Here is a 26886-nt window from a genome sequence, read left to right on the forward strand (position 1 = left end):
GAGGTTCCGATAAATGGGTGTACTCGATTAGCCTTGCAGGGCGAACGCCATGCGCTGCAGCCGGCCCTTGACCGAACCGTCGATCACCTGGTCGCCGATCGTGATCACGGCACCGCCGATCAGCTCGGGGTCGATCGCGACCTGCACGTGCACCGCGCGGTTGAACTTGGCCTTGAGGCCGGCGACCAGATCGTCGATCTGCGTCTGCGTCAGTTCCTGTGCGCTGGTGATGGTGGCTTCGAGGGTGCCTTCGGCATCGGCCTTGAGCGTCTCGAACTGCACCGCGATTTCCGGCAGCAGCATGAGGCGGTCGTTCTCGGCCAGCACCTTGACGAAGTTGGCGCCGCGCTCGCCGAGCGCGCTGCCGGCGACCTCGATGACGAGGTCGGCGACGCGAGCGGCCGATACGGCCGGATCGGCGATCAGACGCGCCACCTGCTCATCGGAAACGATGGTCGCAAGGGTGGCGATGCGCGAGGACCAGCCGGCAAGATCGCCTTCACCCTGCGCGAGGCGGAAGGCCGCTTCGGCGTAGGGGCGTGCCAGGGTAGACAGTTCGCTCATGATTACAGCTCGGCTTTCAGCTGGCTCAGGAGGTCAGCGTGGGTCTGCGCGTTGACTTCGCGGCGCAGGATCTTCGCTGCACCGGCCACGGCCAGCGCCGCCACCTGCTCGCGCAGGCCTTCGCGTGCGCGGTTGGCTTCCTGCTCGATGTTCGCCTGCGCCGCGGCGAGCTGGCGCTCGCCTTCCTGCTTGGCGGCGTTCTTGGCTTCCTCGATGATCTGCGCTGCACGCTTTTCGGCCTGAGCAATCACCTCGGCGGCCTGCGACTTGGCATCACGCAGATGGTCGCCGGCCGCCTTGGCGGCGAGTTCCAGTTCGTGCTTGCCGCGGTCGGCGGCGGCAAGGCCGTCGGCGATCTGCTTCTTGCGCGTCTCGAGCGCGTTCATGATCGGCGGCCACACGAACTTCATGCAGAACCACACGAAGAGGATGAACGTGATGGACTGGCCGATCAAAGTTGCGTTGAAGTTCATATCCGCACCTTTTAATGACGGGGGTTAGAGAGGTTCCGAATCAACCCGCGAATCAACCGGCAACGGCGAACAGAACGTACATAGCCAGACCGACGGCGATCATCGGCACGGCGTCGACCAGACCCATCACGATGAAGAACTGGGTGCGCAGCATCGGGATCAGCTCGGGCTGGCGGGCGGCGCCTTCGAGGAAGCGGCCACCGAGAATACCGATGCCAACGGCTGCACCGAGTGCGCCCAGACCCATCATCAGGGCACCAGCGATGTACAGCACGGCTTGAGTCATTTCCATTTGTTGCTCCTAATTAAAAAATCAAAGTTGAAAACAAGTAACCAGAATTGATACTGCGAAATCGGTGATGCCCAGCTTGTTAGTGATGCTCGGCGTGCGCCATATCCAGATACACGATGGTCAGCGTCATGAAGATGAAGGCCTGCAGCGTGATGATGAGGATGTGGAACACAGCCCATGCCCACTGCAACGCGCCGCCGAACACGGCGAGCGCCCAGCCGCCGCCGAACATCAGGGCGATCAGGATGAAGATCATCTCGCCGGCGTACATGTTGCCGAAGAGTCGCAGGGACAGGGAGATCGGCTTGGCGATCAGGCCCACGCCCTCGAGCAGCAGGTTCACCGGGAACAGGAATTTGGGAAAGGGCTGGAAGGCCAGTTCGGCGAAGAAGCCGCCGGCACCCTTCATCTTCACGCTATAGAACAGCACCAGGAAGAAGATCGACAGCGAGAGGCCGAAGGTGACGTTGGGATCGGTCGACGGGACGATCCGCAGATGGCCCACGCCTGCCGCGCCCGCCACAAACGGCATCCAGTCGACCGGGAGGAGGTCCATCAGGTTCATCAGGAATACCCACATGAACACGGTCAGCGCGAGCGGCGCGACCAGGGGGTTCTGGTGCGAGAACGAGCCGCGCACGGAACCATCGACGAACTCGATGATCCACTCAACGAAGTTTTGAAGCCCGGTGGGCACGCCCGCGGTGGCTTTCCTGGCTGCCATGCGGAAGAGGAACAGGAAGATCAGACCAAGGGCGATGGAAAACACCATGCTGTCCAGGTTGATCGACCAGAAGCCCATGGCCTTGACGTCGGCGGCGCTGTGGGCGAAGCCCCAGTTGCCGTCCGGAAGCTTGCCATACGTGAGGTTCTGCAGGTGATGCTTGATGTACTCGCCGGAGGATGCGTATTCCGAAGCCATAGTGATCAAATTTTCAGGATAAGTGGGTTTTGGATGGACGTGCCGTGCGCCCCCATTCAAAACCGACCTGTCGTAGAGCCGGCGGCCCCGTTGCGCCCCTTCGCCGCCACCAGCCAGGCAAACTGCGCGAGCAACAGCCCCAGTAGCAGCGGCAAGGGCATCAGACCAAGCACACCAAGGCCCAAGACAAGCAGGGCGACGAGCACACCGAGACGCTCGATCGCCGTGCGAATGAACAGCTTGAACAGCCGATGCTGGTCCCATTCGGGATGCCGCAGGGACTGCGTCTCGCGCCACACGAGCACCAGGCTGACCGCCAGCGCGACGACCGCCCCGTAGAGCACGGCGAGGGCCACTCCGCCGCCGGCGACCGCTCCTGCAATCAGAGCCGCGAGGGGCGCAAAGCCAGCCTGCGCCATGGCGACCCTGCGGGTGCCCGTATGGATGCCGCTGAACATTAGCCGATTATGATACTTGAATTAGTGAGGTCTATGCAATCATCAAGCTGCTTGATGACGAATTTCACTATGTAGTGATGTTGTATAGCGAAAAAAACGTGGCCGGCAAGGCCACGCGGCAGAAAAATCAGAGCTGGATGCCGAGCCGCAGCAGCAGGCCTTCCAGCTCCTCGGCACTGGCGAAACTAAGCGTCAGCTTGCCGGCCCCCTTGGTGCCGGTCTGCACGCGCGCCGTCATGCCGAGGGCGTCGGAGAGCGCCTCCTCCAGGCGCAGGAGATCGCGCGACACGGTGCGCTTCGCGGGGGCGGGCGGGGTGCCTTCCTTCAGGCGGGCGACGCGGCGTTCGACTTCGCGTACCGACAGCCCCTTCGTCTCGATCTCGTGCGCCAGTTCGCGCTGCTGGTTGGCATGCAGCGGCAGCAACGCGCGCGCATGCCCCATCTCGATGAGCCCGGCGGTGAGCATGTCCTGCACCGGCCGCGACAGGTTCAGCAGGCGCAGCAGGTTGGACACCGCCGCACGCGACTTGCCGACCGCCTGCGCCACCGCATCGTGGGTCATGCCGAATTCCTGGATCAGGCGCTGCAGGCCGTGCGCCTCGTCGATCGCGTTGAGGTCCTCGCGCTGGATGTTTTCGATCAGCGCCATCGCCGCAACCGCATCGTCCGCGACCTCGCGGACCAGCACCGGCACGTCGGACAGGCCCGCCAGCTGCGCGGCGCGCCAGCGCCGCTCGCCGGCGATGATCTCGTAGCCGCCGGCGGTCTCGCGCGCGAGGATCGGCTGCATCAGGCCCTGCGCGCGGATCGAGTCGGCGAGTTCCTGCAGCGACTCGCTGTCCATCTGGGTACGCGGCTGGTACTTGCCCGGCGCCAGCTGCGACACGGGCATCATGCGCAAATCGCCCTGCGGCGGCGCGGCGCTGTCTTCCCCGCCGAGCAACGCGTCGAGCCCGCGCCCGAGTCCCTTAGGCTTGGCCATGTTGTTCCTCTCTTGCAGTGGGGCCGGCACGCCTGAGCGTTTCCCCGGCCAGATCCATGTATGCCTTCGCCCCCTTGCACTGGCGGTCGTAGGCCAGCACCGGCATGCCGTGGCTCGGCGCCTCCGCGAGTCGCACGTTGCGAGGAATCACGGTGTCGTACACCTTGTCGCCGAAGTGGGCCTTCAACTGGTCGGACACCTGCTGCGCCAGCGTGCTGCGCGGGTCGAACATCACGCGCAACAGGCCTTCGATCTGGATCGACGGATTCAGCCGCTGCTTGACCTTCTTGATGGTGGCGACCAGATCAGTCAAGCCTTCCAGCGCGTAGTACTCGCACTGCATCGGGATCAGCACCGACTGCGCGGCGGCGAACGCGTTGACCGTGAGCAGGTTCAGCGTCGGCGGGCAGTCCATCAGGATGAAGTCATAGTCGTCGGCGACCTGCGCCAGCGCCACCTTGAGGCGCAGGTCGCGCTGCTCGAGGTTGACCAGGTCGATTTCCGCGCCGGCAAGCTCCCGGTTCGCCGGGATGACGTCGAAGTGGCCGGGTTCCGAGCGCATGCGCGCGTCGCGCACCGTGACCTGGTTGAGCAGGATCTGGTAGACCGTCGGCAGCGCGGTGCGCTTTTCGATCCCCGCGCCCATGGTCGCGTTGCCCTGCGGGTCGAGGTCTGCAAGCAGCACGCGCTGGCCGAGCTCGGCGAGGCTGGCGGCGAGATTGACCGCCGTCGTCGTCTTGCCGACGCCGCCTTTCTGGTTGGCAATGGCGATGATCTTCGTCATCTTGCCTCCTCGCGGCCGGTGGCATCGCGGATGGTCATCGAACGGTCTCCAGAACGATCAAATGGCGGCTCGCCTCGAGCCCTGGCACGGCGAGCGCGTGGTCAGCGCTCACTTTCACGTCAAGCGGCAACGTGGCGATCTCCTCGTCAGGGTACAGGCCCTTCATCGCGAACCAGCGGCCGCCCGGATTGAGCAGATGGCGCGTCAGGCTGACGAATTCCTTGAGGTCGGAAAATGCGCGCGAGGTGATGACATCGAATCCGCTTTCCGGCTTGTAATCCTCGACGCGCCCCGTCACCACGGCAAGATTGGACAGGCCCAGCTCCGCCTTGGCCTGCAGCAAGAAGGCGGTCTTCTTGGCGATGCTGTCGATCAGCGTCACCCGCAGTTCGGGCCGCGCGATCGCCAGCGGAATCCCCGGCAGGCCGCCGCCGCTGCCGACGTCCAAAACGGTTTCGCCCTGAAAATACGGCACCGCCGCCAGTGAATCGAGCAGGTGATGGCTCACCATGCGCTCGGCGTCACGCACCGCGGTGAGGTTGTACACGCGGTTCCACTTGTCGAGCAGCGCAAGATAGGCCAGCAATTTGGCTTCGGCGCCTGCGGGCAAGCTGAGGCCGAGGGCGGCGATCCCCGCCTTGAGTTGATGTTCGACGCTCATGCGCTTTTTTTCTGTTCGTCAGGTTTGAAGCCGCGCTTGGCATACACCAGCAGCACCGAGATCGCCGCCGGGGTGATGCCTTGCAGGCGCGCCGCCTGGCCGAGCGTCTCGGGGCGCGCCTTCTGCAGGCGCTGGCGCACCTCCATCGACAGCGCGGTCAGCTGCGTGTAGTCGAGGTCGGCCGGCAGGCGCAGGCTTTCCTGCTCGCGGTGCTTCTCGACTTCCTCGTTCTGGCGGTCGATGTAGCCCTGATACTTGGCGGCGATTTCGACCTGCTCGGCGACGCGCGCATCGCCGACCCCTACCCCGCCGCCCGGCAACGCGAGCACCTGCGCATAGGAAAGCGTCGGCCGGCGCAGCAGGTCGAACAGGCTGTATTCGCGCTCGATCGGCTGGCCGACCAGGCGCGTCGCCGCGTCGGCCGGCAGGATCGCCGGGTTGACCCAGGTCGACTTCAGGCGCTCGGTCTCGCGCGCGACTTCATCGCGTTTGCGGTTGAACGCGTCCCAGCGCGCGTCGTCGACCACGCCGAGCTGGCGGCCGGTTTCGGTCAGGCGCATGTCGGCGTTGTCCTCGCGCAGCTGCAGGCGGTATTCGGCACGGCTGGTGAACATGCGGTAGGGCTCGGAGACACCGCGGGTGATGAGGTCGTCGACCAGCACGCCCAGATAGGCCTCGTGGCGGCCCGGACTCCATGCTTCCTTGCCTTGCACCTGCAGCCCCGCGTTGATGCCGGCGAGCAAGCCCTGCGCGGCGGCTTCTTCATAACCCGTGGTGCCGTTGATCTGGCCGGCGAAGAAGAGCCCCGTGATCGACTTGGTTTCGAGCGACGCCTTGAGGTTGCGCGGATCGTAGTAGTCGTACTCGATGGCGTAGCCGGGGCGCAGGATGTGCGCGTGTTCCATGCCGGGGATCGAGCGCACGATGGCGAGCTGCACGTCGAACGGCAGCGAGGTCGAGATGCCGTTCGGATAGATTTCGTGGGTCGTCAGCCCCTCGGGTTCGAGGAAGATCTGGTGCGAAGCCTTGTCGGCGAAGCGGGTGATCTTGTCCTCGATCGACGGGCAGTAGCGCGGCCCTACCCCTTCGATGACGCCGGTGTACATCGGCGAGCGGTCGAGGCCGCCGCGGATGATTTCATGCGTCTGCTCGGTCGTATGCGTAATCCAGCACGGGCGCTGCTCGGGATGCATCGCGGCGTCGCCCATGAAGGAGAATACCGGCGCGGGATCGTCGCCGGGCTGCAGCTGGGTCTGGCCGTAGTCGATGCTGCGGCCGTCGATGCGCGGCGGCGTACCGGTCTTGAGCCGCCCGGCCGGCAGCTTGAGTTCGCGCAGGCGTGCGGCGAGCGACACCGCGGGCGGGTCGCCCATGCGCCCGGCCTGGAAGTTCTCCAGCCCGACGTGCACCAGGCCGGCAAGGAAGGTGCCGGCGGTGAGCACCACCGCGCGGGCGTCGAACACGATGCCGAGCTGGGTCCTCACGCCGGCGACGCGGCCGCCGTCGAGCAGCAGGTCGTCGACCGCCTGCTGGAAGATCGTGAGATTGGGCTGGTTCTCCAAGCGCTGGCGGATCGCCGCCTTGTACAGCATGCGGTCGGCCTGCGCACGGGTGGCGCGTACCGCCGGCCCCTTCGACGAATTGAGCGTGCGGAACTGGATCCCCGCCTCGTCGGTCGCCAGCGCCATCGCGCCACCGAGCGCGTCGACCTCCTTGACCAGATGCCCCTTGCCGATGCCGCCGATCGACGGATTGCACGACATCGCGCCCAGCGTCTCGATGTTGTGCGTCAGCAGCAGCGTCTTCACGCCCATGCGCGCGGCCGCCAGCGCAGCCTCGGTGCCGGCGTGGCCGCCGCCGACGACGACGACATCGAAGGAATCGGGGAATTTCATGGCGGCATTTTACCCGCTGCGGGGCTTCGTTTCACGTGGATTGTTTCACGTGGAACCCACTCAGGCGCCGGCCGCCTGCTTGGCTTCGAGCGCCTCCCAGCGCGTCAGCGCATCGAGCAGCTCCACCTCGATGGCCTCGGCGCGGGCGTGCAGCGCCGTCGCGGCCTGCGGGTCGGCCTGGTACAGCGCCGGATCGGACAGTTTTTCCGCTATCGCGGCCTGCTCGGCCTCCAGCGCCTCGATCCGCGCCGGCAGCGCTTCCAGCTCGCGCCCCTCCTTGTAGCTCAGCCCGGCCTTCGGCGTCGACGCGCGTGCAGGCGCCGGCTTGGCCGCGGATTTTGGTGCGGGCTTGGCCGCCTCGGTCTCGCGTCGCTGCCGCCACGCCAGCCAGTCGGCATAACCGCCGACGATCTCGGTCAGCCGCCCCTCGCCTTCGAACACGATGGACTGGGTCACGACGTTGTCGAGGAAGGCGCGATCGTGCGAAACGATGATGACGGTTCCTGCATAGTCCTGCAGCAGCTGCTCGAGCAGCTCCAGCGTGTCGATATCGAGGTCGTTGGTCGGTTCGTCCAGCACCAGCAGGTTCGCCGGCCGCGCGAACAGCCGCGCCAGCAGCAGCCGGTTGCGCTCGCCGCCGGAGAGCGCCGACACCTTGGCGCGGGCGCGCTCGGCCGGAAAGAGAAAGTCCTCGAGATAGCTGATGACGTGCTTTTTCTGCCCGCCGATCTCGACGTAGTCCGAGCCGGGCGAAATCGTGTCGATCAGCGTCGCCTCGTCATTCAGCTGGTTGCGAAACTGGTCGAAATAGGCCACCTCGAGCTTCGTGCCTTGCTTGATCCAGCCCGCCTGCGGCTTCAGCTCCCCGAGTATCAGGCGAATCAGCGTCGTCTTGCCGGCGCCGTTGGGGCCGAGCAGGCCGAGCTTGTCGCCGCGCAGGATCGTCGTCGAGAAGTCGCGGATCAGCGTCCGGCCGTCGTAGCCGTAGGCGACGTGTTCGAGCTCGGCGACGACCTTGCCCGAGCGCTCGCCGGCGTCGAGCCGGAAGCCGACCTGACCCTGGTGCGCGACGCGCGCCTCGCGAACGCGCCGCAGCTGCTCGAGCCGCCGCACCCGCCCCTCGTTGCGGGTGCGGCGCGCCTCGATACCCTTGCGGATCCACGCCTCCTCCTGCTTCCAGAACTTGTCGAACTTGCGGTTGTGGACCGCCTCGACCTCCAGCTGCTCGGCCTTCTTGACCTGGTAGGCGCTGAAATTTCCCGGGTATTCGCGCAACTGGCCGCGGTCGAGCTCGACGATGCGGTTGGCGACGTTGTCGAGGAAGCGCCGGTCGTGCGTGATGAACAGCAGCGCACCGCGATAGTCGTTGAGAAGCGCTTCCAGCCATTCGATCGCCGCAAAATCCAGATGGTTGGTCGGCTCGTCAAGCAGCAGCAGTTCGGGTTCGGCGACCAGCGCCCGGCCCAGCGCCACCCGCTTCTTGAGGCCGCCGGACAGGGTTTCCACCGTCGCATCAGGATCCAGCCCCAGCCGCTGCAAGGTCTCTTCGACGCGATTGTTCAGGCGCCACGCGTCGGCGGCCTCCAGCTCGTGCGACAGGCGCTCGAGTTCGGCGAATGCCGCTTCATCACCTTCAGCGATCGCGTGCGCCGCCGCGTGATAATCCGCCAACAGGCGCTGCGCGGCCCCGACGCCCTCGGCCACGGCCTCGAATACGCTGTGGCCGGGCTGGAATTGCGGCTCCTGGGGCACGTACGCCAGGCGCAGGGCGGGTGACCGCCATACCTCGCCCGCGTCCGGGGCGCTCTCGCCCGCGATGATCTTCAGCAGGCTCGACTTGCCGGTGCCGTTGCGGCCGATCAGGCCGATACGCTCGCCCGCCTCGATGACGAGCGAAGCCCCGTCGAGCAGCGGGTGGTGTCCGTAGGCCAGTTCCAGGCGGTCGAAGGTGAGAAGGGGCATGGCGGTGAGCGGTGAGCGGTGAGCGGTGAGCGGTGAGCGGTGAGCGGTGAGCGGTGAGCGCGCGATTATCCGCGATTGAGCGCGGCGTGTACGGCCCGGGCCACATTTAATGCATTTGGCGTGTCGCTGTGCAGGCAGAGCGTGTCGGCCCGGATCACCAGGACACGGCCGCCGAGCGTGCCGACCGGTTCGCCGGATGCCAGCGCGCGCGCCTGCCGGGCGGCGGCGGCCGGATCCGTCACCACCGCGCCGGGCGTTTCACGTGAAACGAGCCGGCCGTCGGCCTGATAGCGACGATCGACGAAGGCCTCGTGCAGAACCGCCAGCCCACACGCCTTCCCCGCCGCAAGCAGCGTGGATCCCGACAGGCCGACCAGCTCCAGCGTCGTGTCGACGCTCGCGACCGCCCGCGCCACGGCCTCCGCGACCTCTGGGTCGCGGGCCGCCACGTTGTAGAGCGCGCCGTGCGGCTTCACGTGCGCCAGCTGCGCCCCGAGGCGCGCGGCCGCCTCCGCAAGCGCCTCGGTCTGCTCGGCCACCCATGCGCGAATGACGGTTGCCGAGGCCGCCAAGGCCCGCCGACCGAAGCCTTCGCGATCGGGATAGCCGGGATGGGCACCCACCGCGACGCCGTGCTCGAGCGCGAGCCGCAGGGCGGCCGCCATGCTGGCGGCGTCACCCGCATGCCCGCCGCAGGCGATGGACACGCGCGCCACGAACGGCATCAGCGCACGGTCGTCGTACCCTTCGCCGATGTCCGCGTTGAGATCGATCACGCCAGCTCCCGGATCGTCCATGGGCGCGCCGCGAGCTTGCGCGCGGCCTCGACCTCGAGCGTCTCGAACCGCACCGTGTCTCCCGGCCTCAGCTGCGCCAATCGCGGCAGGTCCGCGGTGATCACCGTGGCGATCACCGGGTAGCCGCCCGTCACGGGCCCGTCCCAGCCAAGGATGATGGGCTGGCTGTCCGGGGGTACCTGGATCGCCCCGGGCAACACACCCTGCGACGGCAAGCTGCCGGGGCGATGCGCGACGGGCGCACCGCGCAAGCGCAGCCCGCGCCGGTCCGACGCCGGGTCGACCCGGAACGCTCCACCAAAGAATGTGGCCAATCCAGCGTCGTCGAAGTGCGCCGCCTGCGGCCCCGCCACCACGCGCAAACACGGGCTCGAGCCGTCGTCCGGCGGCTCCGCCCGCAGGAGCCGCACCTCGCGTACCGGCACCCCGCTGCGGAGCACGTCCCCGGCCCGCAGCGCGCGCCCCTCCTTGCCCCCAAACCCCGCGGGGAGAAAGGTGCTGCGGCTGCCCATCACCGCTTCCACCGCAAGCCCGCCGCGCAGCGCCAGCCAGCAGCGGCAGCCGGATGCCGCCCGCTCCAGCGTCAGCGTCTCCTCCGGAGCCAGCACCAGCGTTTCGTTCCAGTTGACCGGCGTGCCGTTGCTGCGGCGGGCGCCAAAGCGCGCACCGGACAGCGCCACCACGCCTCCGAACGGGAAGCGCAGCCGCGGCCCGGCCAGCGTGACTTCCAGCCCGGCGGCGTCTCCGTCGTTGCCGACCAGATGGTTCGCGGCCGCCAACGCCGCCGGGTCCGCCGCGCCGCCGGCGGGCACGCCGAGCGCGCCGCGGCCGGGACGCCCAAGATCCATCACGAGGTCGCACAGACCCGCTTGCAGGACTTCGATCATGCCGGAACGAAGCGCACCCGGTCGCCAGGCATCAGCAGGCACGGTTCGTCGCGCCGCGGATCGAACAGGGTCGCCGCCGTGCGCCCGACGACGTGCCACCCGCCCGGGCCGCCCGCAGGATAGATGCCCGCGTAGGTTCCGCCGATTGCCACGCTGCCCGGTGCGACCCGCTGGCGCGGCGAAGCGCGTCGTTCCGCATGCAGCTCGGCCGGCAAGCCGCGCAGATAGGGAAACCCCGGCTGGAAGCCGAGGAACGCCACGGTGTATTCGGCCGCGGCGTGGCATTCGACATAGGCAGCGATCGTCATCCCGGCCCGCTCCGCGAGCTCCGCGAGATCGGGCCCGTCCGGGCCGCCATATTCGACCACCAGCTCATGAACGCTCCGACGGCCCGTCCCGCCGTCCGGTTCCGGCAATGCCTCGGTCAACGCCGCTTCGAGTTCGCGCGGCACCGCAGCAGCCCGCTTCAGTATCACCAAGATGCTGTCATCTGCCGGAATGATATCCTCAACATCCGTCAAATTCATGGAAATGAGCGACTCGTAGCGAGCCAGCGTCGCCCCCCCGGTCGCCACCTGCACACCCCGTTCGCCGACCCAGCGCCATCGCACTTCGCCATGCGCTTGACCCGCTGTATGCTTTCCCATAGGGTAAAGTCCCTCTTTCGAGTGTCACTAATGATGCGGCGGATTGTCGGTGGCGTACTGATCGCAATCAGTTTAACGGCAACGCCGGCGCTTGCCGCCCTCAGCGCCGTCAGCCCGGCGCTCGTGCGCGACGCCACGGTCCGCCCCAGGAAGATCGTGCTGCTGCCGCCACAGATCTTCGTCTACGAGCTCTCGGCCGGTGGCGTCCCGACGCGCAAGGCCGACTGGGAAGCGACCGCGCGCGAAAATCTGGCGGCAGCCGCCACCCGGCAAGCCCGCGAGGCCGGCCTGTTCGAACTGCTGCCGGCCCCGGCGCTGCCGCCTTCCGAGCGCGATACGCTCGAGGCACACATCGGCCTGTACGAGCGCGTCGCGCAGTCGGTTTTCGTTTACGGCCGCGGCGAGCAGGCCGCCTGGGCGCACAAGAAGAACGAATTCGACTACACCGTCGGGCCGGGCCTCGCCTTCCTCCGCGACCGCAGCGGCGCGGACGCCGCCCTGATCGTGCTGGGTTCGGACTACATCTCCTCCGGCGGCCGCAAGGCGGCCTTTGCCGCCGGCCTGCTGCTCGGCATCGTCATGCCGCTCGGGCAGTCCTTCATCACGTCCGGCATCGTCGATCTCAGGACCGGCGACGTGCAGTGGATGAGCTTCGACGCCAGCGCCCGCATGGACTCGCGCAACCCGGCCGACGTCGACGACCTGATGCGCGCGCTGTTCCAGACCTATCCGCACGCACGATGAGGCGCCTGCCGGCCATTCTGCTCTGCTGCGCCCTGGCCGCCCCGGCGCAGGCCGGCGGCGTGATGCCGTGGGCCACGGCGGCCGATACGCGCTCGCTCGCTCCGGACGAAAAGGGCCTGTGGCAGGAGGCCGACGAATTCGACCACGCACTGGAGCGCGCCGGCAAGATCGATTCCGATCCAGCGCTGACGGCCTATGCTCAGCGCATCATGGACCGGCTCTATCCGGATTTCAAGGCGCGCCTCACGGTCCGCCTGCTGGATGCGCAGCAGATCAATGCGTTCGCCCTGCCGAACGGAAGCGTGTACGTGAATACGGGGCTGGTGGCCCGCTTCGAAAACGAGGCCCAGCTTGCCACCGTGCTGGCCCACGAAGGCGCGCACTTCGTCCACCGCCATTCGCTGCAGCAGGCCGAGCAGGTCCGCAACGCCGCCGCCTTCGCACAGGTCGTCGCGATGCTCGGCGTGCCGCTGGTCGGTGACCTGGTCGCGCTGTCGTCGATGTTCGGCTACTCGCGCGAGCAGGAGCGGGAAGCCGACGTCGTCGGCTACCAGCGCCTCGTCGCTGCGGGCTATTCGCCGCGCGAGGCCATCCGCACCTTCGAGCACCTGCAAGCCGAACTCAAGGCCGCCGACATCAAGGAACCCTTCTTTTTTGCCAGCCACCCGAAGCTGCAGGAGCGCATCGACAGCTTCACGCAGCTGGCGCGCGACAGCAACGGCGGCGAAACCGGCCGCGAGCGCTTCCTCGCGGCGACGTCGTCCATGCGCCTCCGGTCGCTGGAAGCCGACCTGGCGGCATACCGCTGCCGGCAGGTCATCCTCGTGCTGGCCGATCCGGCGCATCGCGGCGACTATCCGCCCGAGGCCGGCTATTACCTGGGCGAGGCCTACCGCCAATGCGGTGGCGCGGGCGACCTCGATGCCGCCGAACGCGAATTCAGCCGCATGCTGCAGACCCTGCCGAAGTTCGCCCCGCCGTATCGCGCCCTCGGCCTGCTCTGCCTGAAGCGCGGCGATGCGGCGCGCGCCGCGACCCTGCTGCGCCGCTATCTCGAACTCGCGCCGGATGCCGCGGACCGGCCCTACGTCGAGTACTATCTGAATTCCCCGGCCACGCCGCCGGCTGCCGATCCGCAGCCGGCCTCGCCCTGACCGCTGAACACCGACACGCGCGACCCCGATGGAAATCTATCAGCGCATCTTCGAATACTCGCCGGACGCCCTGCTCGTCGTGGACGGCACGGGACACATCGTTCTGGCGAACGCAGAGGCGGAAAGCCTGTTCGGCTTCGACCGCAGCGAACTCATCGGCCAGTCGGTGGACATGCTGGTTCCCGGCCGATTTCGCGGCGCCCACGCCGGTCATCGCGCGCACTTCATGAGCGAGGCGCACAGCCGGCCGATGGGCAGCGCCTCGGAACTGTTCGCCTTGGGCAAGGATGGCCGCGAGTTCCCGGTCGACATCATGCTGAGCCCGATGATCCTGCAGGGGAACCCCCTGGTCCTCTGCGTCGTGCGCGACATCACCGAACGCAAGGCGGCCGAGGAGGAGCTTGCGCGGCTGCACGCCGAACTGCAGCTGCTTGCCAACCACGACGGCCTCACCGGCCTCTACAACTGGCGCGCCTTTTACGAGCACGCCACCCAGCTCCTCAAGACCGCGCATCGGCGAAGGGAGGCGGCCACGCTGCTGATGATCGACCTCGACCACTTCAAGCAGGTCAACGACCAGTTCGGTCACGCCGAAGGCGACCGGGTACTGCAGGCGGTCGCGTCCACGCTCAAGGCCACGGTCCGCGCAAACGACATCGTGGCCCGGCATGGCGGGGAAGAGTTCGTCGTGGCGACGCTCGGCCTCAACGAAGCGGAAAGCCTGGTGTTCGCCGAACGGCTGCGCGCCGCCATCGCCGCGATCGAGAACATGAAGACGCCCGTCACGACCAGCGTCGGCGTCGCCACCTTGTGGCCGCACGGGGAGCGAATGGAAACGCCCCGCGCGCTCGCCGAGCTCCTCGACCAGGCCGATCAGGCGCTCTATGCGGCCAAGCGCGCCGGCAGAAACCGGGTCTGCCACTTCAACGATCCCGCCGAGCAGCAGCAGGCCGAAGCGGCACGCCAATGAGCCTGCGCCACGGCCTCGCCGTCGCCCTGATTCTCGCCAGCCTCGCAGGATGCGCCACGTGGACGCGCGTGGATCCCGGCTCCCGGGCCGAATCGCAGGCCGGCGGCTACAGCCTCGAACTGCCGCTCGGCTGGGTGAGGCGCACGGCCGACACGCATGACTTCTTCGTGACCCGCGACGGCCCCGCCCTCAACTACATCCTGGTGATGCGCCAGCCCCATGATCGCACGCTGCCCAACACCCGGCGACCGACGCGCGCCGACATGCTTCCGCACGAAGTCGCCGAACTCTACCTTGCCGAATGGCGCGGCAACGAGGCCACCGCCAATCTCGTCGTGCTGTCGAACACCCCTGTGCTGCTCGACGGCAAGCCCGCCGTGCGGCTGCACGTCCGCTACCGCAACGAGCGCGGGCTGCCGATCGAGCGCGTCATGGTCGTCTGCGTGGACGCCCGCGGACGCCTGACGCTCCTGTTCGAGGCCCCGGCGATCGTCTACTTCCAGCGCGGGCTGCCCGCGTTCGACGCCATGGTGGCAAGCGTCCGGTTCCGATAGCCGGGCACAAAAAAAGGGGGCACCGGCCCCCTTTTCCGTTCATCGCGCGCTGCGCGCTCAGTCCTTGAAGCGGCCCCGAACGCCGGCGCGCTGGCCGCGGTTCTCATGGCCGCGCGCGGCGCCGGCACGCGCGCCGGGCGGGCGTTGGCCGTAGCTGCGGTTTGCCGCCGCCTTGGCCTGGGCCTTGGCCTCGCGCTCACGCTTCTCCCAGTACTCGATGCTGTTGCCGTTGACCTCGGCCTTCGGCGCCGCATCGGTGTGGCTGCCGCGATAGCCGTCGCCGCGCGGCGGACGGTCACCGTAGCCGCGCGCCGCATTGTCGAAGCGATTGCCGCGCGGCGCGTCGCCACGTGGCGCATCTGCGCGATAGCCGCGGTCACGGTTGTCGCGGCTGTCGCCGCGCGCCTGACGGTCGCCGTAGCTGCGGGGCTCGTTGTTCCACTGGCGCTTTTCACCGAAGCCGCGCGGGCCGTTTCCGCCACGCGGGCGGTTCCCCGAGGGGCGGCCGGAAGCGGGCTTCTGCGTCGGCTCGAGGCCGGGCAGCGTGTGCACCTCGATGCGGTTGCCGGTGTAGCGCTCGATGTTGCGCACCAGGCCGGCCTCGCGCATGCCGGCGAAGCTCACCGCGATGCCGGTGCGGCCGGCGCGGCCGGTACGGCCGATGCGGTGGACATAGTCCTCGGCCTGGCGCGGCAGGTCGAAGTTGATGACGTGGCTGATGGTCGCCACGTCGATGCCGCGCGCGGCGACATCGGTGGCCACCAGCACGCGGGTACGGCCTTCGCGCAGGCGCTGCAGCGCACGGTTGCGCTGGCCCTGCTGCATGTCGCCGTGCAGCGCATCGGAGGCGAAGCCGCTGTCGGCCAGAAGGTCGGAGATTTCCTCGGTGCTGCGCTTGGTCGAGGCGAACACGATCGCCTGCACCATCTCCACGTCGCGCAGCAGCGCGTCGAGCAGGCGGTTCTTGTGATCCATGTTGTCGGCGAACAGCAGGCGCTGCTCGATCTTGGCTTCCTGCTGCGGCACGGCCGCAATTTCGATGCGCTGGGCGTCGCGGGTCAGTTCGCGCGCCAGGTTGCCCACCACGCCGTCGAGCGTGGCCGAGAACAGCAGCGTCTGGCGTTCGGCCGGGCAGCGTGCGGCGATCGCCTTGATGTCGTCGACGAAGCCCATGTCGAGCATGCGGTCGGCCTCATCGAGCACCAGCACTTCCAGGCGCGAGAAGTCGATCTTGCCGCGCTCCAGGTGATCGATCAGGCGGCCAGGCGTGGCCACCACGACATCCACCGGCTGCGACAGGCGCTTCAGCTGCAGGCCGTACGGCGCGCCGCCGACCAGGCAGGCGGTGCGGAAGCGGCGCAGTTCGCGGCCGTAGGTCATGGCGGATTTCTCGACCTGCAGCGCGAGTTCGCGCGTCGGGGTCAGCACCAGCACGCGCGGTCCGATGCTTTTGACGGTCGGCTCGGCCTGCAGGCGCTGGATCGACGGCAGCAGGAAGGCCGCGGTCTTGCCGCTGCCGGTGTGCGACGACACCAGCAGGTCGCGCCCGCTCAGCGCGGCGGGGATCGCCTGCTGCTGGACCGGCGTGGCGTTTTCGTAGCCAGCGGCCAGGACAGATTTGAGGATGAGGGGATCAAGCCCCAGTTCGGAAAAGCTCATGGCAAACCTTTTTTCAGCGCGCCGAGAGGCGCAAACCCGGCCTGCGTCCGGCACCCGCCAGACAGGCCAACAATACGAACCGGAGATAGGCGGCGTCCGAGAGACGCCCAACGGGTCGCGTCGATCACATCGGCGCCAACCACAAGACTTGTCACTGCCGGCTGAAGACGCGCGCCGGCGGCACAAAAGAGAGGTCGAAGACGATGGGGCTGTGAGAACAGTCCCGAGGCACGGCGCGTGACGCCTGCCCACTGCTGCATGCACAACTGCACGCAGTCTATCAGAAAACGCTGATTTTCCCCAGCATTCTTTTCGGCGGCCGCCTCACGCCGAGTGATACAGCTTGTGATACAGGCCGCCGCGCCCGATCAGCTCGTCGTGTCCGCCCTCCTCGACCACCCGCCCGTTCTCGAACACCAGGATGCGGTCGGCCTGCTTCACCGCCGACAGACGGTGCGCGATGATCAGCGTGGTGCGGCCCGCAAGGAAGGTGGCAAGCGCCCGATGCAGGCGGCGCTCCGTGTCGGTGTCCAGCGCCGAGGTCGCCTCGTCGAGAATCACGATCTGCGGCTTCGCGATGATCATGCGCGCGATCGCCAGCCGCTGCCGCTGCCCGCCCGACAGCCGCACCCCCTGCCGGCCGACGACGGTATCGAGCCCGTGCGGCAGCGCGACGACGATGTCCTTCAGCTGCGCGATCTCGAGCGCCTCCCAGAGCGTCGCGTCGTCGGCCTCGCGACCCAGCGTCAGGTTGGCGCGCACGCTGTCGTTGAACAGTACCGGGTGCTGCAGCACTACCCCGACATGCTCGCGCACGCCTTCCCAGCCGATTTCGGCAACGGGCACGTCGCCGTAGGCAACCTGTCCCGACTTGACCGGATACAGCCCCAGCAGGGCCTGCACCAGCGTCGACTTGCCGCCACCCGAGGCGCCGACCAGCGCGACCTTCTCGCCCGGCGCGATCGCCAGGCTGACGTCGTCGAGCACAGTCTCGCCTTCGTCGTACGCAAAACTGACATGGTCGAGGCGAATCCCGACGGTCGTCCGGCCCGCGAACGGGTCGCGGCACGCCGGATACTGCGGCTCGTCCCTGAGGCCGAGCAGGGCGTTGATGCGGCCGAGCGCGCCGTTGGCGGCGAACCAGGCGTACTGCATGTTCACCAGTTCCTGGACCGGCGTCATCATGAACCACAGATAGCCGAACACCGCGAGCATCTCGCCGATCGTCAGGTTGGAATACACGACCATCAGCATCGCGCCGGCACGGAACGCGTCGAAGCCCGCAAGGAAAACGAAGAAGGAGATGCGGCTCAGCGCATCCGACTTCCACGCAAAGGCCGCGGCGTGCCGGCGAATGTCCCCGGCCTTCTCGGTCATCCGCGCGAGGTAGTGCTTCTCACGGTTCATCGCGCGGATCTGGGTCAGCGCATCGAGCGTTTCCGCGAGCGCATCCTGGAAGACTTCGAACGCGCGGTTCTCGAACTTCTTCAACTCCTTCACGCGCTTGCCGAGTCGGGTCGAAAACAGAATCACGACCGGATTGAGCAGCAGGATGAACAAGGCCAGCTGCCAATCCATCCAGAACAGCACGGCGGCGACGCCGGCCAGCGTGAGCACCGACACGACGAAGCCGGAGATCGACGCGCCGAGGAAGCTGTCGATGGCGTTGAGATCGGTCACGAAATGCGAGGCCACCCGACCGGCACCCAGCGTCTCGAATTGCGACAGCGCGATTCGCGAGAGCCGCGCGAGCATGCGCACCCGGATGCGATACACGACTTCCTTGGCCAGCAGCGAAAAGGTCCGCCCCTGCCAGACGTTGAGCAGGATCGCCGTCAGCCGCAACGCGAGGGTGAGCAGCAGCGCCGCGCCGATGAACAGCACGGGCCCGTGCCACGCCACCGGCGTGCGTGCGGCAATGGTGTCGACGAACGGCCCCCGGTGGCCGAGCAGCACCTCGTCCACCATCAGCGGCAGCAGCAGGGGGACGGGCACCGCGGCCGCCACCGCCAGCAAGGCCGCCACGTTGGCCTGCAGCAGGCGCACGCGGTGGTGCCTGAGCTCGGAGAAGAGGCCGCGCCAGGTCAACATGGCAAACAGTTCAGGAGGAAGGCCATGCCGGCAAGCATAGGCGATCGCCCCTGCGCACAAAAGGCCGGCCTCCTCGGCCAGGACGCCGCGCGGGGTGCCGGTTCAGGCGAGCGAAGCGTCCCCGCTCGACCACAGCAGGGCGGCGACCAGCGCGACCGTTAATCCGAACAGCGCAAGCGCCCGCCAGTTCGACACGATGCGTCCGGCCGCACCGGGGAGCCCCGCCTTGAAGCCCGTGAACATCGCCCGGATCATGTCGTCGCGACGCAGCCATTGATGGGTGAGAACCGCCGCCACATGCAGGACGACCAAGGCAAGCAGCAGATCAAAATTGTAGGCATGCAGCGTGGTCACGAGGCTGCTGGTGCCATGGTCGAGCCAATGCGCAAAGGGCGCCTCGAAATCGTCGTCATCGTTGCCGAACAGGCCGGTCACGGCCTGGACGAGCAATACCGCCAGCAGGCTGGCGATCATCCAGCCGCCCAAAGGGTTGTGTCCCAGATGCGCTTCCGGCCGGCCTTGCACGACGCTGCGAAAGTAGGCGTAGGTAATGCGCGGCCCCCGTACGAATTGCGCAAAGCGCGCCGTATCACTGCCCCAGACGCCCCAGGCGATGCGGAACAGCACGAGGCTCAGGATCGCATACCCCGACCACGCATGGTATTCCATCCAGCCGCCGCCCTCCTCCCCGCTCAACCAGGAGAAGCTCACCAGGACCAGCAGCAGCCAGTGAAACAGTCGAACCGGTACGTCCCATACCTTGACCCGCGTTGGCACCGACGGCGTCATAGCACCGAAGGCCCACGGAACGTCTTGTGGCAGGCGGCGCAGCTCTCACGCACGCGCGCGTACGCCGGCCGGATCTGGTCGAGATTGCCCGTCTTGGCCGCCGCAGCGAGATCGGCCGCCGCCTTGACATAGGTGTCCTGCGCCTGCTTGAACTGTGCCGGCTGCCGCCAGACCGCCGGCTTCGCCCGGCTCGGGGCATAGGTGCTGCCCGGCGGGAAATAGGTCCAGGGCCGGGTGCTCAGCGCCTGAAGCTTGACGGCGAGTGCAAGGAATTTTTCCGGGACGTAGGCGTCCCGGCCGCGCAGGATGACTCCCATGGGCTCGAAGGTGCGCAGGGTTTCCTGCAGCACGGCGCGGCGCTTGGTGACCGGCTGCCCCGGATGCGTATCCGGCTTGGGGCCGCAGCCGGCCAGGCCGAGGCAAGCGCAGAGCAAGAGCGGCGCAGACCGCCGAGAAGCGTTGAGTAACATCATGATCTTTCCACAGCGGCTGAATGCACGGCAAAGCCCCATGGATTGCTTAACCCGCGCCAAGTTCCCCAAGTCCGCATGCGGGGCTCGCACCGGCGTGAACGCCCGCTATTTCCCGATGCAGAATTTGCCGAAAATCTCGCCCAGCAGGTCGTCGGCCGTGAATTCCCCGGTGATTTCAGACAGCGCGGCCTGCGCCAGCCGCAGCTCCTCGGCGAACAGCTCCAGCTGGGAGGCCACCGCATGCGCGCTGGCAAGGTGGCCCGCGGCGCGTTCGAGCGCGTCCAGATGCCGGGCGCGCGCCATGAAGGCGCCCTCGCCCGCGGCCTGCCAGCCGGCGACCTCGAGCAGCTTGCGCCGCAGCAGGTCGACCCCGGCCCCGGTCTTCGCCGACAGCCAGAGCTCGTCCCCTGCCACGCGCGGCGCCTCGCCGGTTGCGTCGATCTTGTTGTGGATGGTCAGGCGGGCGACCCGCGGCAGCCGCCCCAGAATGGCGGTTTCCTCGTCTCCCAGGCCATGCGCGGCGTCGACCAGCAGCAGGGCGACGTCGGCCTTCTCCACCGCCGCCCAGGTGCGCTCGATGCCGAGCCGCTCGACCGCGTCCTCGGTTTCGCGCAGCCCGGCGGTGTCGATCACGTGCAGCGGCACGCCCTCGATCTGGATCGCCTCGCGCACCGTGTCGCGGGTGGTTCCCGCGATCTCCGTGACGATCGCCGCCTCGAATCCGGCCAGCTGGTTGAGCAGGCTGGACTTGCCGACGTTCGGCTGGCCGATCAGCACCGCCGTCAGGCCTTCGCGCAGCAGCGCGCCCTGCCTGGCCTGGGTGCGCACCGCGGCGAGGCCGGTGTCCAGCGCGTCGAGCCGGCCGAAGGCGTCGGCCTGCTTCAGGAAATCGATTTCTTCTTCGGGAAAGTCGAGCGTGGCCTCGACCAGCATGCGCAGGCGCGTCAGGCCGTCGACCAGTTCGGCGATGCGCGCCGAGAAGGCTCCCGACAGCGAGCGTACCGCCGACCGCGCGGCCTCGCTCGACGCGGCGTCGATCAGATCGGCGACCGCCTCGGCCTGCGCCAGATCGAGCTTGCCGTTGAGAAACGCGCGGCGCGAGAACTCCCCCGGCGCGGCGAGCCGCGCACCGAGCTCGATGCAGCGCTGCAGGATCAGCCCGAGCACCACCGGCCCGCCGTGCCCCTGCAGTTCGAGGACGTGCTCGCCGGTGAAGGAATGGGGTGCGGCGAAATAGAGCGCGATCCCCTCGTCGAGCACTTCGCCGCCGGCGTCGAGAAAACGGCTGAACATCGCGTGGCGCGGCGTGGGGACCCGTCCGAGAATCGCCTCGGCCAAGGGCACGACGTCGGCCCCGGACACGCGCACCACGCCGACACCGCCCCGCCCCGGCGCGGTGGCGATGGCGGCAATGAGGTCGGTCGGGGCGCGCGTACGGGCATTCATCGGCCGGCATTGTAGCGTGCCGTGTCGGACCGGGCCGGCGTCGGACCGCCGTGCGGCCGCGCTAAATTTGACCGGCAACTCACCGTTATGGAAGATCACCCGGATCATTTCCCGCTGAAAGCCCGCGTCCACCCGACTGCGGCCCCGACCACGTGACCGATCAGCGCCCCCCTCGCCAGCGAAGCCTGCTCGTGCCTGGAATTCTCCAGGTGGAGGGGCGCGGGCCCTGCTTCGGGACGGTCATGGGCTTGTCCGACCACGGCCTCGCGTTCGACCTCCAGGGGGAGCCGCTTTCCCCCGGCGCAGTCGGCCAGGCGGTGCAGCTCGACTTCGATTTCCAGGGCCGGCACCATGCCTGCAGGGGGCTGATCGTCCACGTTCAGGATCGCCGCACGCTGCTGTCCTTGCGCGGTGCGACGACCAACGTCCTGGCGACCCTGCCGGCCGCCGGCAGCGAGCCCCCTTCGTCGCTCGCCGCGCGCCTGGCGACCCTGCAGGCCCAGCAGGCCTGCCATGCCGAATTCATGCGCCACATGAAGGGCATACTGGATGACTTCTTTCGCCTCCTACCCGGCCGCATCCTGGCACGGCGTAATCACGCCGGCAGCGCGCTCGACAGCTCGGAACTGGCAGGCCTGCAGACGCTTCTCGACACCCGGCGTCCGCTCCTGTTCCGCTTCTTCACCGAGGCCTATCCGATGCATCCGGAACTGCAGGATGCGCTGGCCGATTCGAAGTCGGCCGGCGCGATGGCTCCGGTCGACATGGACAAGGTCGACGACTGGATCCGCCGCACGACCGTCGCGCGCGATGCGACCGATGCATTGGGGCCGCTGTTCGATGATTTCAACCGCCAGTACGGCGCGCTTCTGGGCAGCGACAGTACGCGCGTAGCCCACCCGTTCCAGCCGGATGCCCTGCTCGACGCACTTGCGGACCTCGTCCGCCCGCTGAATCTGAGCCTCGAGTGCCGGGCGTTCTGCTATGAGCTGCTGGCGGACGCCTTCAGGAACCGCGCGGCCGCGCTATACGCGGACCTGCTGCGGCGCATCGGCGACGTGCCGGCCGAGCCCGCCCACGCCCTGCCTCCGGACGCCCGGCTGGAGGAATGGCTGCAACAGGTCCTGGCCGCTCCCGCCGCAGCCCACGACGGCGCAGGGTCGACCGGCAACGCGCCGATACGAGAGCTCACCGCCCTGCTGGCTCATCTCACGCAAGACGCGACAGGCAAGAACGCGCACGCGGCGGGTCCGCGGAGTGGGGCGGGGCTGGCGGTACGGGAGCGCATCTTCGGCCGCTTCGTTCCCGCTGCCACGCCCGGCTTCGGCGACGTCGTCACGCGGTTGCACGACAGTCTGGCGCGCCTCGAAGAGGGCGCGGGCGATAGCGGCGTGGGCCATGCGCTCGGCGGCCTCGCGGATCTCGACTTGGTCGCCCTGCAAGGGCTGTATGCGTCGATGCGTCAGCCGCCGCCGATCGATCTCGGGCCGGAGAAACTGCCCCAGGCTTCGCAGGTGCGGGCCATGATGCTTCAGGCCCAGGGGCTGCTTCTGGAATTTTCGCTGAACGGGCTCACCTACCAGGCGCAGCCCGACCATCCCGCCTGGGTATTGATCAACGCCCTCGACGCCCTGCATCGGGGTGCGGACAACAACGGGCAGTTTCTCGATCCTTCTGTCCATCAGATCGTCAGTCTCGCGATGCAGTGGCTGCTCAGCCAGGAAAACGTCGACGCGGCGCTTGGCCAGGTCAACGGCCTGCTGCAGGCGATCAATGCGAGATTCCTTGAGGAGCGCAGCTTGCGCCGCGCACAGATCCTGCAGCGCCTCGGCGACCGGGTTGAGCAGGCGGGTCCGATCGCCTCGGGTTGGTGCGTCGTCAAGCGCGATGGCGAAGCGATCCCCTACGAACTGCTCGGCCGGCACGACGGATCCTGGGCCCTGCTTGATCGTTCGGCCTCCACCCTGCTCGAGCTGCCGACCGACGAATTCATCGGCAAACTCGACCGGGGCGAGATCGAGGAAGCCGAAAGCTTCGACAAGCCCTTTCTCGAGCGAATCGCCAACGCCACGCTGACCGCGAGTCTCGACGCCGTGCACGCCTTCACCTGGCGGGACCCGGCGAGCGGCTGCCTGAAGCGTTCCGCGCTGATCGACGAGCTCGAACGGCGCCTCGCCCATCCCGTCAGCGCGCCGCCCAGCTACTGTGCCCTGATCGAAATTCCCGCGATGCGCCCCGGCATGTCGTCGCTGCCACGGGACGAGCTCGCCGTGTTCCAGAAGCGCACCGGCGAGATGCTGCTGGAGGCGCTCCAAAGCGGCGAACATTGCGGCCGCCTCAGCGACGTAAGCTTCCTCATGGTATTCGCGCCGCAGGATCCGGCCCGACTCGCCGGCCGTCTTTCCAGCCTCAAGACGGCCATGGACGGCCTGAATCCGGAATGGCGAATGACGGGTGCCGTCGTTCCCTTGATCGAAGGAGACGCCGAGCCGACGCCTTCGAACGTGCTGCGTCGCGCGAATCACGCCTGCTCGGCCCTGCGGCGGAATGCGGAAATCGACCTCTCGCTGCTGGACGGCGCCTCGCCGAGCGGCGGCCAGATCGATCCTCTCCCCTTCTCGTCACTTTATCTGCGCTGCCAGAAAATCGCGCCATGCGGCAGCGAAGCGTCCGCCCACTACGAGATCCTCCTCGGGGTAGACGAGGATCTGGTCCCGCGGCACACGACCCAGAGCTTCGTCGTGATGGCCGAACAGATGGACCGCATCCACGACCTGGACAGATGGGTGCTGCAGTCGGCGCTCGAATGGATGGCGTCCCATTCGGCGCGGCTCGAGCCGTTGAGTGGGCTGTCGATCAATCTGTCCGGCGGCAGCCTCGCGCGACCCGGCCACGTCGACGCCATGGTCGAGCTGCTGGCCGGCTATGCCCATCTGGCGGACAAAGTGATTTTCGAGGTGACGGAAACGGCCGCGATCGACAACCTCGACAGCGCCGCCCACGCCCTGCGCAAGCTGCGCCGGCTGGGATGCAGGGTCGCACTGGATGATTTCGGCAGCGGCTACAGCTCCTACGGCTATCTGCGCCGTCTCCCGCTGGACTACCTGAAGATCGACGGCGCCTACGTCCGCAACCTCCTTATCGACAAGACCGACGAGGCGCTGACCGCGTCGATGGTGGACGTCGCCCACGCGCTGGGCCTCAAGGTAATCGCCGAGTTCGTCGAGAGCGAAGCCGTCTACTCAAGGCTCAAGGAACTCGGGGTCGATTACGTGCAAGGCAACTGGATCCACGCCCCCGAGCGGCTCGATGGCCTCGTCCTCGAGTGAGGCGCGCTAGCGCTTGCGCGTCTCCTCGCCCTGGACCTGCTTGTTGATCACCCATTGCTGCGTGATCGACAGGATGTTGCTGACGATCCAGTACAGCACCAGTCCGGCCGGGAAGAACACGAACATCACGGTAAACGCCACCGGCATGATCATCATGATCTTCGCCTGCATCGGGTCCATCGGCTGCGGATTGAGCTTCACCTGCAGGATCGACGTGATCCCCATCACGATCGGCAGGACGAACCACGGATCCGGCGCGGTCAGGTCATGGATCCAGCCGAGCCAGGGCGCGCCGCGCATTTCCACCGCCGCGAGCAGCACCCAGTAGAGCGCGATGAAGACCGGAATCTGCACCAGGATGGGCAGGCAGCCACCCAAGGGGTTGATCTTCTCCGTCTTGTAGAGATCCGCCATCGCCTGATGCAGCTTGGCGCGGTCGTCCCCGTAGGTCTCCTTGAGCTGCTGCAGGCGCGGCGTCAGCTTCTTCATCTTTGCCATCGACTTGTAGCCCGCCGCCGACAGCGGGAACAGCGCCAGCTTGAGCAGCACCGTCAGGATGATGATGGCCCACCCCCAGTTGCCGACGAAACGCTCGATCTTCGCGAGCACCCAGTAGATCGGGAAGGCCAGCGGCGTGAGCCAGCCATAGTCGCGGGCGAGGTCGAGGCCGGGCGCCGTCTTCTCGAGCAGCTTCTGCGTCTGCGGTCCGGCGTAGAGCGGCACCGTGAAAACCTTCTGCTGGCCCGGCGCGAGCACCCCTTCGGCGAGCATGACGCCGGCGGAATAGAGCCCGCTCCCGAGGGCGCGCGCGTAGTATTCCCGCTTGACCGTCCCTTCCGGCAGCCAGGCGGCGACGAAATGATGCTGCACCATCCCGACCCAGCCATTGTCGGCTGCCTTGTCGAACTCGGCCTTGCCCTCCTCGATCGACTTGAACGGGACTTTCTGGAACTTCTTGGCCTCCGTGTAGAACGCCGGACCGGTGAAGGTATGCAGGAAGAAGGACGATCCGCGCGGCGCCCCGGAATGGCGCGTGAACTGGTAGTAGGGCGTCAGGTCGATCGGCTGGGTACCCCCGTTGATCACCCGGGTCCGCACCGCAATTTCGTAGCTGCCGCGCTTGAAGACATAGGTCTTCTCGACGCGCACGCCGGTAGCCGGGTCGGTCCACACCAGCGGCACCTCGACCTGCGACGCCCCGGGCGTCAGGCGATACGTTCCCGGATTGAGCTGGAACATGCTGCGATGCGTCGGCAGATCCTTGCCCAGCAGCCCGCTCTGCGCCAGGTAGGGTTGGGTCGGATCCTCCTCGAACAGCGTGAAGACGCGGTTGCGCGCTTCCGTCTCGCGATACGCCAGCAGTTCGAGATCGCGCAGGTCGCCGCCGTTCGAATCGATGGTGGCACGCAGCACGTCCGTTTCCACCACGGCGCGCGCGCCCTTGACGATGCCGGGTTGCGCCGGCGCGCCAGCCGGCGCTTGTCCCGGCAGCGGTGCATTCAGCGCGGTGCTCGGTGCGGGCGGTGTTCCGGCTCCGGACGGGGCCTGGGCCGTGACACCCGGGGCCGGGGGCGGCGCATGCTGACCTTGCCAGGCTTCCCACAGCAGCAGGAGCGCGAAGGAAAAGACGATGAAAAGGATGAGCCGCTGGTTATCCATGAAACGGGACGCTATCAGTTGGGTGGGGATTCCGAACGCGCGGACAGGGATTCGTTCCCTGCGCCGGCCGGCCATTTTGCCATGGCTCGCTCACCTGCACGCATGAAAGCGCGCGCCAAGGCGCGCGCCTCATCGCCCGGGACCGGCCTGGCGATGAGGCGAACGACGAAATCGCAGGCTGGCAGGTCCGGCAGGATCTGCCGGAAGCTCTCGCGCACGCAGCGCTTGACGCGGTTGCGGTCGACCGCCCGCGCCAGCAGGCGCTTGGCGATGACCATGCCCAGGCGGGGATGTCCCACCGCATTGGGCCGCGCCATCACCACCAGATAATCCGTCCGTGCACGCTGGTTGTCGGCGAAGACCCGGTCGAAAGCCGCCTTGTCGACCAGCCGTGCATCGCGGAGACGCATGCGTCCCGCGGCATTGGGCTGCGTGTCGATCAGACGGCCAGGCGGGCGCGGCCCTTGGCGCGGCGCGCGTTGATCACCGCGCGACCCGCCTTGGTCTTCATGCGGGCACGGAAACCGTGGGTACGCTTGCGGCGAACGGTGGAGGGCTGGTAGGTGCGCTTCATGGTTGATCCTTTCTGGCAGGCGCCGGCCTGCCCCGCCGCGGCGGTTCAGGTCCAACACAACAAAAAATGCGTTGAAAAACCGCGTATTAGACCCGCGCTCCCGGGGACATGTCAAGTTTG

Annotated in this window: 26 protein-coding genes; 5 read left to right on the top strand and 21 right to left on the bottom strand. The window is 67.6% G+C overall.

Annotated features, from left to right (window positions below; translation table 11 throughout):
* Positions 1–27: 27 nt before the first annotated feature.
* From VA613_RS14810 to pxpB, 13 genes are all read right to left on the bottom strand, one after another.
* Positions 28–564 (bottom strand): F0F1 ATP synthase subunit delta, encoded by a 537-nt coding sequence (locus tag VA613_RS14810; protein WP_324779789.1) that lies wholly within the window; start codon positions 562–564, stop codon positions 28–30.
* Positions 565–566: 2 nt separating this feature from the next.
* The gene (locus tag VA613_RS14815; RefSeq protein WP_324779790.1) at positions 567–1037 is read right to left on the bottom strand and encodes a F0F1 ATP synthase subunit B; all 471 of its coding nucleotides are present in this window, start codon (positions 1035–1037) and stop codon (positions 567–569) included.
* Positions 1038–1089: 52 nt separating this feature from the next.
* Positions 1090–1329 (bottom strand): F0F1 ATP synthase subunit C, encoded by a 240-nt coding sequence (atpE, locus tag VA613_RS14820; protein WP_018509318.1) that lies wholly within the window; start codon positions 1327–1329, stop codon positions 1090–1092.
* A gap of 79 nt (positions 1330–1408) precedes the next feature.
* The gene (gene atpB / locus VA613_RS14825; RefSeq protein WP_324779791.1) at positions 1409–2251 is read right to left on the bottom strand and encodes a F0F1 ATP synthase subunit A; all 843 of its coding nucleotides are present in this window, start codon (positions 2249–2251) and stop codon (positions 1409–1411) included.
* A gap of 56 nt (positions 2252–2307) precedes the next feature.
* Positions 2308–2709, bottom strand: coding sequence for a hypothetical protein (locus tag VA613_RS14830; protein WP_324779792.1), 402 nt, complete (start codon positions 2707–2709; stop codon positions 2308–2310).
* 127 nt (positions 2710–2836) lie between these two features.
* Positions 2837–3691, bottom strand: coding sequence for a ParB/RepB/Spo0J family partition protein (locus tag VA613_RS14835; RefSeq protein WP_324779793.1), 855 nt, complete (start codon positions 3689–3691; stop codon positions 2837–2839).
* Positions 3678–4475, bottom strand: coding sequence for a ParA family protein (locus VA613_RS14840; RefSeq protein WP_324779794.1), 798 nt, complete (start codon positions 4473–4475; stop codon positions 3678–3680). The genes VA613_RS14835 and VA613_RS14840 overlap by 14 nt, the downstream gene beginning before the upstream one ends.
* A 34-nt stretch (positions 4476–4509) precedes the next feature.
* A complete protein-coding gene (gene rsmG, locus VA613_RS14845; protein ID WP_324779795.1) occupies positions 4510–5136 on the bottom strand; it encodes a 16S rRNA (guanine(527)-N(7))-methyltransferase RsmG in 627 nt (208 codons plus the stop codon).
* Positions 5133–7031, bottom strand: a complete 1899-nt coding sequence (mnmG, locus tag VA613_RS14850) for a tRNA uridine-5-carboxymethylaminomethyl(34) synthesis enzyme MnmG (protein ID WP_324779796.1) — start codon at positions 7029–7031, stop codon at positions 5133–5135. Before mnmG ends, rsmG begins: the two co-directional genes overlap by 4 nt.
* Before the next feature lie 60 nt (positions 7032–7091).
* A complete protein-coding gene (locus VA613_RS14855) occupies positions 7092–8993 on the bottom strand; it encodes an ATP-binding cassette domain-containing protein (protein WP_324779797.1) in 1902 nt (633 codons plus the stop codon).
* Positions 8994–9058: 65 nt separating this feature from the next.
* Positions 9059–9769 carry a 5-oxoprolinase subunit PxpA gene (gene pxpA, locus VA613_RS14860; protein WP_324779798.1) on the bottom strand — a complete coding sequence of 237 codons (711 nt, stop codon included), beginning with the start codon at positions 9767–9769 and terminating at the stop codon, positions 9059–9061.
* Complete coding sequence (locus VA613_RS14865; RefSeq protein WP_324779799.1) at positions 9766–10677, bottom strand: 5-oxoprolinase subunit C family protein; 912 nt, start codon at positions 10675–10677, stop codon at positions 9766–9768. Before VA613_RS14865 ends, pxpA begins: the two co-directional genes overlap by 4 nt.
* Positions 10674–11324, bottom strand: a complete 651-nt coding sequence (gene pxpB / locus VA613_RS14870; protein WP_324779800.1) for a 5-oxoprolinase subunit PxpB — start codon at positions 11322–11324, stop codon at positions 10674–10676. Before pxpB ends, VA613_RS14865 begins: the two co-directional genes overlap by 4 nt.
* Before the next feature lie 30 nt (positions 11325–11354).
* Here pxpB and VA613_RS14875 point away from each other — a divergent pair, with 30 nt between their 5' ends.
* Genes VA613_RS14875 through VA613_RS14890 form a run of 4 tightly spaced genes read left to right on the top strand, consistent with a single transcriptional unit; the run spans position 11355 to position 14746 of the window.
* Positions 11355–12068: a hypothetical protein gene (locus VA613_RS14875; RefSeq protein ID WP_324779801.1), complete on the top strand. Its 714-nt coding sequence runs from the start codon at positions 11355–11357 to the stop codon at positions 12066–12068.
* Positions 12065–13222, top strand: a complete 1158-nt coding sequence (locus VA613_RS14880) for a M48 family metalloprotease (protein ID WP_324779802.1) — start codon at positions 12065–12067, stop codon at positions 13220–13222. The genes VA613_RS14875 and VA613_RS14880 overlap by 4 nt, the downstream gene beginning before the upstream one ends.
* Positions 13223–13250: 28 nt before the next feature.
* Entirely contained in the window at positions 13251–14192 is a 942-nt protein-coding gene (locus VA613_RS14885; RefSeq protein ID WP_324779803.1) for a diguanylate cyclase, read from the top strand.
* Positions 14189–14746 carry a hypothetical protein gene (locus VA613_RS14890; RefSeq protein WP_324779804.1) on the top strand — a complete coding sequence of 186 codons (558 nt, stop codon included), beginning with the start codon at positions 14189–14191 and terminating at the stop codon, positions 14744–14746. Before VA613_RS14885 ends, VA613_RS14890 begins: the two co-directional genes overlap by 4 nt.
* 57 nt (positions 14747–14803) lie before the next feature.
* On the opposite strand, the gene VA613_RS14895 is transcribed toward VA613_RS14890, so the two are convergent.
* The 5 genes from VA613_RS14895 to mnmE form a co-directional block, all read right to left on the bottom strand.
* Positions 14804–16405 (bottom strand): DEAD/DEAH box helicase, encoded by a 1602-nt coding sequence (locus VA613_RS14895; protein ID WP_324779805.1) that lies wholly within the window; start codon positions 16403–16405, stop codon positions 14804–14806.
* Between the two features lie 324 nt (positions 16406–16729).
* Positions 16730–18496: an ABC transporter ATP-binding protein gene (locus tag VA613_RS14900; RefSeq protein WP_324779806.1), complete on the bottom strand. Its 1767-nt coding sequence runs from the start codon at positions 18494–18496 to the stop codon at positions 16730–16732.
* A 102-nt stretch (positions 18497–18598) separates the two neighbouring features.
* Positions 18599–19285, bottom strand: a complete 687-nt coding sequence (locus tag VA613_RS14905) for a cytochrome b/b6 domain-containing protein (RefSeq protein WP_324779807.1) — start codon at positions 19283–19285, stop codon at positions 18599–18601.
* A complete protein-coding gene (locus tag VA613_RS14910; protein ID WP_324779808.1) occupies positions 19282–19758 on the bottom strand; it encodes a c-type cytochrome in 477 nt (158 codons plus the stop codon). Before VA613_RS14910 ends, VA613_RS14905 begins: the two co-directional genes overlap by 4 nt.
* A gap of 105 nt (positions 19759–19863) precedes the next feature.
* Positions 19864–21204 carry a tRNA uridine-5-carboxymethylaminomethyl(34) synthesis GTPase MnmE gene (gene mnmE, locus VA613_RS14915; protein ID WP_324779809.1) on the bottom strand — a complete coding sequence of 447 codons (1341 nt, stop codon included), beginning with the start codon at positions 21202–21204 and terminating at the stop codon, positions 19864–19866.
* A 191-nt stretch (positions 21205–21395) separates the two neighbouring features.
* Here mnmE and VA613_RS14920 point away from each other — a divergent pair, with 191 nt between their 5' ends.
* A complete protein-coding gene (locus VA613_RS14920; protein ID WP_324779810.1) occupies positions 21396–24533 on the top strand; it encodes an EAL domain-containing protein in 3138 nt (1045 codons plus the stop codon).
* Between the two features lie 6 nt (positions 24534–24539).
* On the opposite strand, the gene yidC is transcribed toward VA613_RS14920, so the two are convergent.
* From yidC to rpmH, 3 genes are read right to left on the bottom strand one after another with little or no spacing between them, the layout of a single operon-like run.
* On the bottom strand, positions 24540–26192 hold the full coding sequence (gene yidC, locus VA613_RS14925; protein ID WP_324779811.1) for a membrane protein insertase YidC: 1653 nt from the start codon (positions 26190–26192) through the stop codon (positions 24540–24542).
* Positions 26193–26206: 14 nt separating this feature from the next.
* Positions 26207–26602: a ribonuclease P protein component gene (rnpA, locus tag VA613_RS14930; protein ID WP_324779812.1), complete on the bottom strand. Its 396-nt coding sequence runs from the start codon at positions 26600–26602 to the stop codon at positions 26207–26209.
* 29 nt (positions 26603–26631) lie between these two features.
* Positions 26632–26766: a 50S ribosomal protein L34 gene (gene rpmH / locus VA613_RS14935; protein WP_011313339.1), complete on the bottom strand. Its 135-nt coding sequence runs from the start codon at positions 26764–26766 to the stop codon at positions 26632–26634.
* Between the last annotated feature and the right edge of the window lie 120 nt (positions 26767–26886).

It is taken from the genome of Thiobacillus sp. SCUT-2 (genome assembly GCF_035621355.1).
Lineage (GTDB): Bacteria > Pseudomonadota > Gammaproteobacteria > Burkholderiales > Thiobacillaceae > Thiobacillus > Thiobacillus sedimenti.

Coding starts and splice junctions, on each gene's coding strand:
- VA613_RS14835 (WP_324779793.1), bottom strand. CDS start 3,691: ATGGCCAAGCCTAAGGGACTCGGGCGCGGGCTCGACGCGTTGCTCGGC.
- VA613_RS14830 (WP_324779792.1), bottom strand. CDS start 2,709: ATGTTCAGCGGCATCCATACGGGCACCCGCAGGGTCGCCATGGCGCAG.
- VA613_RS14810 (WP_324779789.1), bottom strand. CDS start 564: ATGAGCGAACTGTCTACCCTGGCACGCCCCTACGCCGAAGCGGCCTTC.
- VA613_RS14895 (WP_324779805.1), bottom strand. CDS start 16,405: ATGAGCTTTTCCGAACTGGGGCTTGATCCCCTCATCCTCAAATCTGTC.
- rsmG (WP_324779795.1), bottom strand. CDS start 5,136: ATGAGCGTCGAACATCAACTCAAGGCGGGGATCGCCGCCCTCGGCCTC.
- VA613_RS14865 (WP_324779799.1), bottom strand. CDS start 10,677: ATGATCGAAGTCCTGCAAGCGGGTCTGTGCGACCTCGTGATGGATCTT.
- rpmH (WP_011313339.1), bottom strand. CDS start 26,766: ATGAAGCGCACCTACCAGCCCTCCACCGTTCGCCGCAAGCGTACCCAC.
- atpB (WP_324779791.1), bottom strand. CDS start 2,251: ATGGCTTCGGAATACGCATCCTCCGGCGAGTACATCAAGCATCACCTG.
- atpE (WP_018509318.1), bottom strand. CDS start 1,329: ATGGAAATGACTCAAGCCGTGCTGTACATCGCTGGTGCCCTGATGATG.
- VA613_RS14840 (WP_324779794.1), bottom strand. CDS start 4,475: ATGACGAAGATCATCGCCATTGCCAACCAGAAAGGCGGCGTCGGCAAG.
- VA613_RS14855 (WP_324779797.1), bottom strand. CDS start 8,993: ATGCCCCTTCTCACCTTCGACCGCCTGGAACTGGCCTACGGACACCAC.
- rnpA (WP_324779812.1), bottom strand. CDS start 26,602: ATGCGTCTCCGCGATGCACGGCTGGTCGACAAGGCGGCTTTCGACCGG.
- VA613_RS14890 (WP_324779804.1), top strand. CDS start 14,189: ATGAGCCTGCGCCACGGCCTCGCCGTCGCCCTGATTCTCGCCAGCCTC.
- VA613_RS14905 (WP_324779807.1), bottom strand. CDS start 19,285: ATGACGCCGTCGGTGCCAACGCGGGTCAAGGTATGGGACGTACCGGTT.
- VA613_RS14910 (WP_324779808.1), bottom strand. CDS start 19,758: ATGATGTTACTCAACGCTTCTCGGCGGTCTGCGCCGCTCTTGCTCTGC.
- VA613_RS14885 (WP_324779803.1), top strand. CDS start 13,251: ATGGAAATCTATCAGCGCATCTTCGAATACTCGCCGGACGCCCTGCTC.
- VA613_RS14880 (WP_324779802.1), top strand. CDS start 12,065: ATGAGGCGCCTGCCGGCCATTCTGCTCTGCTGCGCCCTGGCCGCCCCG.
- pxpB (WP_324779800.1), bottom strand. CDS start 11,324: ATGGGAAAGCATACAGCGGGTCAAGCGCATGGCGAAGTGCGATGGCGC.
- mnmE (WP_324779809.1), bottom strand. CDS start 21,204: ATGAATGCCCGTACGCGCGCCCCGACCGACCTCATTGCCGCCATCGCC.
- mnmG (WP_324779796.1), bottom strand. CDS start 7,031: ATGAAATTCCCCGATTCCTTCGATGTCGTCGTCGTCGGCGGCGGCCAC.
- VA613_RS14900 (WP_324779806.1), bottom strand. CDS start 18,496: ATGTTGACCTGGCGCGGCCTCTTCTCCGAGCTCAGGCACCACCGCGTG.
- VA613_RS14875 (WP_324779801.1), top strand. CDS start 11,355: ATGATGCGGCGGATTGTCGGTGGCGTACTGATCGCAATCAGTTTAACG.
- yidC (WP_324779811.1), bottom strand. CDS start 26,192: ATGGATAACCAGCGGCTCATCCTTTTCATCGTCTTTTCCTTCGCGCTC.
- VA613_RS14815 (WP_324779790.1), bottom strand. CDS start 1,037: ATGAACTTCAACGCAACTTTGATCGGCCAGTCCATCACGTTCATCCTC.